Origin of the sequence: Micrococcus sp. ACRRV (assembly GCF_022346985.1) — a bacterium.
Lineage (GTDB): Bacteria > Actinomycetota > Actinomycetes > Actinomycetales > Micrococcaceae > Micrococcus > Micrococcus porci.
This window is the reverse complement of the sequence record NZ_JAKRNH010000089.1, coordinates 1-9,781: the sequence shown is the minus strand read 5'-3', so window position 1 is coordinate 9,781 and position 9,781 is coordinate 1. Positions and strand designations below refer to the sequence as shown.

The 9,781-nt window shown below is 68.2% G+C and carries 7 protein-coding genes and 4 pseudogenes; 8 read left to right on the top strand and 3 right to left on the bottom strand.

Annotated features, from left to right (window positions below; translation table 11 throughout):
* Nucleotides 1-295 precede the first annotated feature (295 nt).
* The gene (locus MHY29_RS09340; protein ID WP_239240546.1) at nucleotides 296-1,693 is read left to right on the top strand and encodes an immunity 51 family protein; all 1,398 of its coding nucleotides are present in this window, start codon (nucleotides 296-298) and stop codon (nucleotides 1,691-1,693) included.
* A 141-nt stretch (nucleotides 1,694-1,834) separates the two neighbouring features.
* Here MHY29_RS09340 and MHY29_RS09335 read toward each other — a convergent pair.
* Nucleotides 1,835-1,969: pseudogene (locus MHY29_RS09335) on the bottom strand (ArsR family transcriptional regulator); the annotation flags it as partial.
* Nucleotides 1,970-2,047: 78 nt separating this feature from the next.
* On the opposite strand from MHY29_RS09335, the gene MHY29_RS09330 reads away from it, so the two are divergent.
* The 3 genes from MHY29_RS09330 (at nucleotide 2,048) to MHY29_RS09320 (ending at nucleotide 3,538) form a co-directional block, all read left to right on the top strand.
* A complete protein-coding gene (locus tag MHY29_RS09330) occupies nucleotides 2,048-2,422 on the top strand; it encodes a helix-turn-helix transcriptional regulator (RefSeq protein ID WP_036334148.1) in 375 nt (124 codons plus the stop codon).
* On the top strand, nucleotides 2,422-3,333 hold the full coding sequence (locus tag MHY29_RS09325) for a cation diffusion facilitator family transporter (protein WP_002854089.1): 912 nt from the start codon (nucleotides 2,422-2,424) through the stop codon (nucleotides 3,331-3,333). Before MHY29_RS09330 ends, MHY29_RS09325 begins: the two co-directional genes overlap by 1 nt.
* 64 nt (nucleotides 3,334-3,397) lie before the next feature.
* Entirely contained in the window at nucleotides 3,398-3,538 is a 141-nt protein-coding gene (locus tag MHY29_RS09320) for a hypothetical protein (RefSeq protein WP_002854087.1), read from the top strand.
* Between the two features lie 271 nt (nucleotides 3,539-3,809).
* Here the strand turns inward: MHY29_RS09320 and merA are convergent, their stop codons facing one another.
* Complete coding sequence (gene merA, locus MHY29_RS09315; protein ID WP_052520066.1) at nucleotides 3,810-5,273, bottom strand: mercury(II) reductase; 1,464 nt, start codon at nucleotides 5,271-5,273, stop codon at nucleotides 3,810-3,812.
* 56 nt (nucleotides 5,274-5,329) lie between these two features.
* Between merA and MHY29_RS09310 the strand changes: the two genes are divergently transcribed.
* Together MHY29_RS09310 and MHY29_RS09305 are read left to right on the top strand one after the other, a co-directional pair.
* Nucleotides 5,330-5,719, top strand: a complete 390-nt coding sequence (locus MHY29_RS09310; RefSeq protein ID WP_036382791.1) for a heavy metal-responsive transcriptional regulator — start codon at nucleotides 5,330-5,332, stop codon at nucleotides 5,717-5,719.
* Nucleotides 5,720-6,227: 508 nt separating this feature from the next.
* Nucleotides 6,228-6,734: pseudogene (locus MHY29_RS09305) on the top strand (leucine zipper domain-containing protein); the annotation flags it as partial.
* A 17-nt stretch (nucleotides 6,735-6,751) separates the two neighbouring features.
* Here the strand turns inward: MHY29_RS09305 and MHY29_RS09300 are convergent.
* Nucleotides 6,752-7,902 (bottom strand): annotated as a pseudogene (locus MHY29_RS09300) (IS3 family transposase).
* A gap of 92 nt (nucleotides 7,903-7,994) precedes the next feature.
* On the opposite strand from MHY29_RS09300, the pseudogene MHY29_RS09295 reads away from it, so the two are divergent.
* A pseudogene (locus MHY29_RS09295) lies at nucleotides 7,995-8,486 on the top strand (integrase core domain-containing protein); the annotation flags it as partial.
* 96 nt (nucleotides 8,487-8,582) lie between these two features.
* A protein-coding gene (locus MHY29_RS09290; protein ID WP_113914520.1) for an IS3 family transposase occupies nucleotides 8,583-9,748 on the top strand; the annotation gives its coding sequence in 2 pieces (ribosomal slippage) (nucleotides 8,583-8,867 and nucleotides 8,870-9,748; 1,164 coding nt in all).
* Nucleotides 9,749-9,781: the final 33 nt, after the last annotated feature.

The following is a 9,781-nucleotide window of genomic DNA, read 5'->3' as shown; positions in this document are numbered from 1 at the left end:
CGGCAACAAGACCGCCTCGGAGCGCTGCAAAAACCCCGCCACCAAGCGAACGAAGCCACAGCCCCGTCGCATCCCGGACGCCCGCCACAAACGACCGATTGAGGCGCTGGGCCGGCCACGGGTGCATGGCCGACATACGCCTGGGCGCGTCCGTCTGAGGGTGGGCCTGTCTGACTGCCGCCTGCGGCCGTATTGTTCGAACAAGCCGTGGGGGCTTGTCCTGAGCATCCACACGAGCGGACTCGTGGCGGTGGTTCTTCCGGTGTCCCGTTGACGGGCGGAAATGGGGTTGGCCGTGGCTTCTTGGTCGGAGGACGACGGGTACGTCGTGGTCGACGGTTCGGGTTCCTGGGAGGACGTGCCGACGGGGAACCTGGGGTGGGCTCGGATGCTCACATTTGAAGGGCCGATCGGGCCCGTCCCTGCCGATCGTGCCTTCCCCCGGACGTGGAGCCTGGAGGGCCGTTCCAGTGAGCACGTCCACGAGTGGGCCGACCTGCCGAGACTGCGCGAGCTGAGGCTGCGCTACGCGCATCCCGAGCACCTGGCCCAGCTGGCGGGGTTCCGGGTCGAGGACCTCGATATGTTCCACGGAACGGGGCTGCCGGCGGGGTCCGTCTGGCCGGAGTTGCCCACTGTGGTGCGCGCGCATTGGGCCCTGATGCCGGTCGTGGCCCTTCAGGGCCTGAATGCTCCTGCCCTCGAGGAGGTGGTGGTGGATGGCGTCCACGAATGCCTGGCTTTGGAGGATCTGCTCGCGTCCTCTCCGGTGAAGGATCTACAGGTCTACGACGTCCGTCAGGTCCCCTTGCCGCAGGCGGTGTGGGACGCCGCAGCGGGGATCGAACAGGTGAACTGGGGCGGCGATCTCAAGGCAAATCTCTGGCTCATGGAGCTGGCGGTGGGGCCTGTGTCTCGTCTTCCTGCAGGGGTGCGCACGCCGGAGAGGCGCCTCATGAAGCGTGGGTTGGGAGTCCGGAACGCCTCTATGGACGCGGCGACCTGGACGGCAGGGGATGCGGGTTCCGATGCGGTCCGCGCCGTCCTTCCGGCCCCGAGTGCGGAGGTCGCCGATCTGTTGCAGCGGATGGGCGTGGCGGACCCGGGCGTCTTCTGGGGCGGGTTGCTGTCCGTGCGGTGGCCGTGCCTGCCCGAGGCCGGGGTGCGGATCGCACTCGAGGACGGCGCCACAGTGGTGCGCGGGCCCCGGGTTGAGGTGGAGGACACCGTGGCCCTGTTGGCGTGGTGGTGCTCCTCACCGGAGGTGCTGGCCAGCGTCGTCGACGTGATGGTCACGGCAGGCCTGGCCGGCGAGGCCTTCGCTGGGGGAGCGCCGGCGGTCGTGCCAGTCTCCCGCTTGGTGACGGGCACGAGCGTGGCCTCCATCGAGAAGCTGGAGGAGCGCACGTACGTGTTGACTATGCCGATGCAGCCGGTCCCGGTCACGCAGATGCTGGAGTCCCGGGGTCTGGAGCACTCGGGCCACACGTGGGACCAGATTCTGGAGCTGGGTTTCCCTGCGGAGGTGCGGCGGGTGGAGCTGGACCCGGAGGCCGACGTGTTCATGGCCTACGGGACGCGGCCGGCATTGAAGAAGGTCCAGGTTGTCCTGGACCGGTTGACGCAGGATGCAGACGAGCTCGTCGCGTGTCTGGAGAGGATCAAAGCAAGCGGTGACGCTATCGATTGCTAGAGGCGGTAAAGGCTTCGCGGTGGACATGGGGCATCTCATCTGACATAGCCCCAGCCCTAACCTTCGCACCTATCGGGCCTAGGGCGTGTCTGATAATGCTTCGAGGGTTTGGCTAAGGCCCTGGATCCATTCTCAGACACGCCCTAGGTCGCGGGCGAGTACCGCCGGGTAGCTCGGGCCCTCGAGGAGTGTCATGAGGATGCGGGAGCGGGTCGGGTCGGCCATCGCCCGGCCCAGCCGGTTCATCACGTCCAGCCGCGAAGCAATAGTCAGCATGCGCTGACCATACAGAACCTGCTGACCTCTCGTGTGTGGCTCCCGCTGCTGATATCTGCATAGGTGTATGGTCGTGGCATGAGTGTGACGCCGTTGGATTCGTGTCAGGTCACCGCCGTCCATCCGGAGAAGGTGGCGCTGACCCGGGAGAGGATCCCCGACGAGCGCGAGGCCGGCAGGTTGGCCGGGCTGTTCAAGCTCCTGGGGGACCCGCGCCGTGCCCGGGTGCTGTATGCGTTGCTGGAGGCCGGCGAGCTGTGCGTGTGTGACCTGGCGGCGTCGGTCGATGTCGCGGAGGCGTCGGTGTCCCAGGTGCTGCGGGTGCTGCGTACCGCTGGGGTGGTCGAGAACCGCCGGGAGGGGCGGATGGTGTACTACCGCCTCGCTGACGGGCATGTGCGGATGCTGCTGGACGTCTCCCGTGAGCACGCCCGCCACGAGGGGCAGGGCTGATGGGGGCGGGACACAGCCATGCCCCGGCGACCGGGCATGCCGGTGGCCGCTACCGTCGGCGGCTGGCGGGGGCGTTCGCCCTGACGGCGGGCTTCTTCCTGATCGAGCTGGTCGCGGGGCTGGTGTCGGGGTCGTTGGCGCTGCTGTCGGATGCCGGGCACATGGCTGCCGATGTGGTGGTGCTGGGTGCGGCGCTGCTGGCGACGCGCATCGCGAGCCGGCCGGACTCCACGGGGCGACGCACCTATGGCTCCTACCGGGCCGAGGTGTTCGCCTCGGCGTTGGCGGTGCTGGCGATGCTCGCGGTCGGGGTGTACGTGGTGGTCGAGGCCATCAGCCGGCTGGGCGACGCGCCGGAGGTGGCCTCCGGCGCCATGCTCGCGGTCGGCTTCGCCGGCCTGGTGATCAACATCATCTCCATGCTGCTGCTGCGCAGCGGGGCCAAGGACAGCCTGAACGTCAAGGGCGCCTACTACGAGGTGATCGCCGACGCCGCCGGGTCGGTGGGTGTCATGGTCGCCGGCGTGCTGATCATCCTCACCGGCCAGCCGATCTGGGACGTCGTGGTCGCGGCGCTCATCGCGGTCTTCGTCATCATCCGGGCGGTGGTTCTGGGCAGGCAGGTGATCGCGGTGCTGGGCCAGCACGCCCCGGAAGGGGTGGACCCGGAGGACGTCGCCGGTGACCTGGACGCGGTCGAGGGGGTGGAGGAGGTCCACGACCTGCACCTGTGGACCCTGACGTCGGGGATGAACGTGGCCACGGCCCACCTGGTCGCTGACCAGGGCGCGGACCACGGCGCCGTGCTTGCCGGCGCGCGCCGGGTGCTGCGCGACCGTTACGGTATCGCCCATGCCACCTTGCAGGTGGAGGGCGCCGGCAGCGACGGCTGTCACGACCTGAGCTGGTAGCACTCGGCACGGAAGCCCGCTCGCGAGAGCCGCACATGCTTGAGCAACGTCTTAGGAGCGCGCGATGACCGCGAAGCACGGCAAGGGCCCCGGGCCGGACGAGGGCCAGCGGCCGGCCCGGCGCGGGGTGGTGCTCACCCTGCTGGGGATCGGTCTGGTCGCCGCGGCTTACGTGGTGACGATCGTGGTCATGGTGGTGCGGTGACGCGGCCCAAACGGACCGCGGCCTCATGGCGGCGCCGCAAGGCGGTCATCGCGTCGTCCAGTGCTGTCCTCGTCGGGTCGAGCACGTAGATGTCGTGAAGACGTCCAGATATAGGCCTGGGACGGGAGTTCTTGCATCGACTGAACTCCCCGGTGGTTGCAGGTCCGATACGCAGGGGTGCCAGTAAGTAGGGCTGATCGGCGCCCATTTTCTTGTCTCGCGCCCCGGGGCGAGGCGGTCCCCTATCGGTGTCCCTGTGTGCGGGGCAGGTTCACGCCGCGCAGCAGGAGAGCTTGGCGATGTCGGTGGTGAAGGCCTGCGCGGTGAGCTTGAGGCCTTCGGCCATGGTCAGGTAGGGGCTCCAGAGGTTGGCGACCTGGCTGGTGGTCATGCCGGCCTCGAGCATGTAGACCCCGGCGGCGGCGAGGTCGCCGGCGTCCTGGGCCAGGGCGGTAATGCCGATGATGCGGCCGGTGTCGGCGTCGGTGACCATCTTGATGAACCCGCGGGTGTCGCGGTTGACGATCGCGCGTGGGACGTGCGCGAGTGACAGGACACGGCTGTCGTAGCGGATCCCGGCAGCGGAGGCCTGCCGTTCGGTCATCCCGACGGCGGCCAGGGCGGGGCTGGTGAACACGACCCGGGGCAGGTGGCGGTAGTCGACCTCGAGGCCGGCGCCGGTGAGGGCGTTGTCGGCGACGAGGGCGCCGTGGGCCGCGGCGACGTACACGAACTGACGGTGGGCGGTGACGTCACCGGCAGCCCAGACGCGCGGGTTGGTGCTGCGCAGATGGCTGTCGACGACCACCTCGCCGTGGTCGCCGGTGCGCACGTCGACGGTGTCGAGACCGAGCGTGGCGGTGACCGGGCGGCGCCCGGTGGCGACGAGTACCTCGGCCGCCCGGAGTTCCTGTGAGCCGTCAGTGGTGGTGGCAGTGACCGTGACCTCGCCGGTGGCCGGGTCGCGGCGGACCGCGCTGGGCACCGCGCCGCGGATGATCTGGATGCCTTCGTCCGTGAAGATCTCATCCAGGGCGGTGGACGCCTCGGGTTCTTCCTGGGACGCCAGCCGTGAGCGGACCAGCATGGTGACCCGGACGCCGAGCCGAGCGAAGAGCTGGGCCTGCTCCATCGCGACGTAGCCGCCGCCGATGACCAGCAGCGACTCCGGGACGTGGTCCAGTTCCATCGCGGTGGTCGAGGTCAGGTAACCGGCCTCCTGCAGGCCGGGGACCGGCGGCGCCCAGGGCCTGGAGCCGGTGGCGATGAGGTAGTGCGCGGCCCGGACCGTCTCCACCGTGCCGTCAGGGCCGGTGACGCGCAGTGCCGGCTCGCTGGGTGTGCCGACGAACGTGGCGTCCCCGGGGTGGAGATCCCATCCGTACTCGGTGGCCAGGTCCAGGTACTTCTCGCCACGCAGTGACCCGACGAGCCGATCCTTGCCGGCGATCAAGGCGGGCATGTCGACCGGCCGGACTTCGGGGAGCGGCAGCCCGGGGAACCGGGAGGCGTCGAGTGTGACGTGGCGGGCCTCGGCGGTCGCGAGCAAGGCCTTGGAGGGCACGCACCCGGTGTTCACGCAGGTACCGCCGACGGTGCCACGCTCGATCATCACCACCCGTCTGCCGAGGTTGGTGGCGCGGATCGCGGCCGCGAACGCCGCCCCACCGGACCCGATCATTGCCAGGTCATACGACCTGCTGTTAGCCGTTGCCGTCATGAACTCCTCCTTCATCGCCCTCAGGATTGACCTTCCAGTGCACTGGAAGGTCAAGGGGGAGAATGAGTGGCATGCGGATCGGTGAGGTGGCTCGGGCGTCGGGCACGACGAGCAAGACCCTGCGGTACTACGAGGAGGTCGGGCTGCTACCCGCCGCGGACCGCACCCCGGCGGGCTACCGGGACTACGGCGCCGAGGTGCTCGACCGGCTGGACTTCATCCGCCGGGGGCAAGCGGCCGGGCTGACCCTGGCCCAGATCGGTCAGGTGCTGGACATCCGCGACCGGGGGCAGGCCCCCTGCCGGCACGTCACCGACCTGCTCGACACCCGCCTTGATGTGATCGACCGGCAACTCGCCGAGCTCGCGCAGCTACGCACCACGATCGCCGACCTGCGCGAGGACGCCGCCGCCGGCGACCCGGCCACGTGCTCCCCGGAGGATGTCTGCCGCTACCTGTGACACCGAAGTTCACGGGCCCGTGGCAGCGCATGGCGGCCCACTCTGTTGCGTTGGGGTGTTAGACCTTTCGCAACGGTTCTGTTGCGCGGGGTGCACCCTATCGCGACGCCTATTCCTCCGGCCTGCCGTCGGCCGCTGTCCCGGTGAAGGATCGGCTTGCGGAACGTGAGCCTCACTCGCAGCGCCCTCTGGCCCGCGTGCTTGGAGGCCGCCACTGAGCTCCGACAGAACCCCGCCATATAGCGGCGCAAGCCACACCCGTCTGGACATGGACAGAGCATGCTGCCAAGTCGTTCGGCGGGCATGGGGTTGCTCTCTCTTCTCCGCTAGGGCGTGTCTGAGAATGGATCCGGGGTCTTAGCCCAACCCTCGAAGCATTATCAGACACGCCCTAGGTGTTGTGGGTCATGAGGTTCTTGCCACGAGGCGCCGGCTGAGATGAGACGAGTGGGCCTCTCCCGCAGGATGGAAGTTCCTACACCACCCACCTGCCCGAAAAGACCCACTCATGACTCACGCTAACGCACCCCTGACCCCCACCGGCCGACTCAGGATGGTCCACCGCCACCTGCACGAAGGGATCCCGCAGGCACACGTGGCCGCCGAGTTCCGGGTGAGCCGGCCCACGGTGGCCACCTGGGTCGCCCGCTACCGCGCCCAGGGAGAAGCCGGCCTTCAGGACCTGCCCAGCCGGCCGCACCGTTCACCTGCCCAGCTCGATCCGGTCCTGGTCGCCCAGATCCACGCCCTGCGGCGGGAGCGCAAGTGGTCCGCACGGCGCATCCATCACCACCTCGTCTCCGAGGGCCACCGGGTGTGTCTTCGTACCGTGGGACGGTGGCTGCACCGACTCGGGATCTCCCGCCTACGGGACCTGACCCCGGCCGGAGAAGACCTGCGCCAACGACCCCAGAAGATCACCGCGAGAGGGCCGGGGCACATGGTGCACCTGGATGTGAAGAAGATCGGGAAGATCCCAGACGGGGGCGGTTGGCGCACCCACGGACGTGACAGTGAAGTGAGCCGCCCCCTTCATTCGGTCCGGACGTTCTGTGAGTCGTCGGTTTCCATTTGATGGGTGCACTGCCGAGCGTACTCGGCTGGGGTTAGGTAGCCGAGCGAGGAGTGCCGGCGGTGGTGGTTGTACTCGTCCTTCCAGTCGCCGATGATGACCTGTGCGTGCAGCAGCGAGTAGAAGCTGTTGATGTTGAGGCACTCGTCGCGGATCCGGCTGTTGAACGACTCGACGTACCCGTTGCGCCACGGCGCGCCCGGAGGGATCTAGGACAGGCCGGTGCGGGTGCCGGCCCAGTCGGCCATCGCCTCGCTGATGAACTCCGGCCCGTTGTCCGACCTGAGCACCGCCGGGGCGCCCCGGGCGGCGACGAGGTCCTCGAGGTGGGCGGTGAGTCGGTCGGCGGTAATCGAGCGCTCCACGAGGCCGCCGATGCACTCCCGGGTGTGTTCGTCGACGATCGAGCAGATCTTGATCGGTCGTCCGTGCTCGTCGGCGTCGAACTGGAAGTCCACCGCCCACACCACGTTCGGCGCGTCCGCCGTCGGCGCGTCGACGGTCGAGGACCCGACGCGCTTGCGTCGACGCCGCTGCGGGACCCGGAGCCCTTCGTCACGCCACAGGCGTTGGATCTTCTTGTGGTTCACCACCCACCCCTCGGCGCGGGCGTCGTGATACGCCCGCCGATACCCGTAGCGGGGATGGTCCTTCGCCCAGGCGCGCAGCCACTCCCTGAGCGCCCGATCCGGGTCCGCGACCGTGTCGCCCTTGAGCGGTCGCCGGTACGCGGAGCGGCTCAGCCCGACCAGACGGCACGCCATCCGTTCGCTCACCCGCAACTTGCGCTTGAGGTGATCGACGGCGGCGCGGCGCCTGTCCGGGCTTAGAAGTTTCCCTCAGCCAGCTCCTTGAGCGCGGCCTTCTCCAGCTCCGCTTCCGCGAGCAGACGCTTCAGGGTCGCGTTCTGCTTCTCCAGCTCCTTCAGGCGCTTTGCGTCCTCGGCCTTGAGGCCGCCGTACTGGTTCCGCCACCGGTAGTACGTCTGCTCGGACACCCCGAGCTCCCGGCACACCGCCGCGACGTCCTGACCATCGGCGAGCATCCTGTCGGCCTGCCCGAGCTTACGGACGACCTGCTCGGGGGTGTGACGCTTCCTGCTGTTCGTCATGATCTGACCAGTCTCCCTGCCCGCGACCGCGGGCAACAGGACGACTCTCATAACGACTGGACCTACGAAACGGGGTCAGCCCAGAAGCAGGCCGTGCTTCCAAGCGTGGTGCAGGCCGGCGGGTCGGCTACACCTACCTGCACTCGGCGATCGACGGGTTCACCCGCCTGGCCTACACCGAAGCGTTGGAGGACGAGCGGGCGGCCACGACCGTGAGCTTCTACTGCCGGGCGAGGGCGTTCTTCGCCGCCCACGGCATCACCGTGGACCGCGTGATCACGGACAACGGAAACAACTACCGGGCTGCGGACTTCACCGCGAAGGTGGTCTCGCTCGGAGGCCGGCATCACCGGATCCGACCCTACACCCCGCGCCACAACGGGAAGGTCGAGCGGTACAACCGGCTGATGGTCGATGAGGTCATCTACGCCCGCCCCTACACCTCAGAGCAAGCTCGGCGTGAGGCCCTGGCGGTGTGGGTGAACCACTACAACTACCATCGGCCTCATACCTCCTGCGGGGACGCCCCGCCAACCTCGTTGGCACCGGCCCGAGTCAACAACGTCATGCCCTCCTACACCTAGGCCGATCAGGACGAGCGGGAACAAGATGGGGACTGCCGCACGAATAGGTGACACCTGATCTGGCTTGCCCGCAGGGCGGCCTGGAAGGATGTTGCTGTGCCTGCTCCCTATCCCCAAGAGTTCCGTGACGACGTCGTGCGCGTGGCCCGCAGCCGCGAAGAGGGTGTGACGCTCGCGCAGATCGCCAAGGACTTTGGCATCCATGAGATGACCCTGTCGAAGTGGATGCGCCAGGCCGACGTCGAGGACGGCGCGAAGCCTGGGACAACCAAAGCCGAGTCGGCCGAGAACCGTGAGCTGAAGAAGCGGATCCGCCTGCTCGAGCAGGAGAACGAGGTCCTACGACGGGCGGCGGCCTACCTGTCCCAGGCGAACCTGCCGGGAAAAGGCTCTACCCGCTCGTGAAGGAGCTCGCCGCCGTCGGGATCCCCGTCGCGGTGACGTGCCGGGTGCTCAAGCTCTCCCGCCAGCCCTACTACCGCTGGCTGGCGGACCCTGTCACCGACGCCGAGCTGGCCGAGGCGTACCGGGCGAACGCGTTGTTCGACGCCCATCAGGACGATCCGGAGTTCGGCTACCGCTTCCTGGTCGATGAGGCCAAGGAAGCCGGCGAGGTGATGTGTGAGCGCAGCGCGTGGCGGATCTGCCGGGACAACGGCTGGTGGTCGGTGTTCGGGAAGAAGCGCGGCAAGAACGGGAAGAAGCCGGGTCCGCCGGTGCACGATGACCTGGTGGAGCGGGACTTCACTGCTGGCGGTTCAAACCAGCTGTGGTTGACCGACGTCACCGAGCACAGGACCGCCGAGGGCAAGCTCTACATGTGCGCGATCAAAGACGTCTTCTCCGGGCGGATCGTCGGCTACTCCATCGACTCGCGAATGAAAGCCCGGCTGGCCGTCCAGGCACTGCAGAACGCCGTTGCTCGGCGCGGGGATGTGGCCGGTTGCATCGTTCATTCGGACCGCGGGTCGCAATTTCGATCCCGGAAATTCGTCCATGCCCTCAACCGGCACGGCTTGGTCGGCTCGATGGGCAAAGTGGGTGCGGCCGGGGACAACGCCGCCATGGAGAGCTTCTTCGCCCTGCTGCAGAAGAACGTCCTCGACAGGCGGTCCTGGACGACCCGGGATGAGCTACGGATCGCGATCGTCACCTGGACCGAGCGCACCTATCACCGGCGCCGTCGACAAGCCCGTCTCGGGCGGTTGACCCCCATCGAGTACGAGACCATGATGAAGCCCGCCGTGACCCTCCCGGCATAAGACCCCACCTATCACCTATCGGTGCGGCAGTCC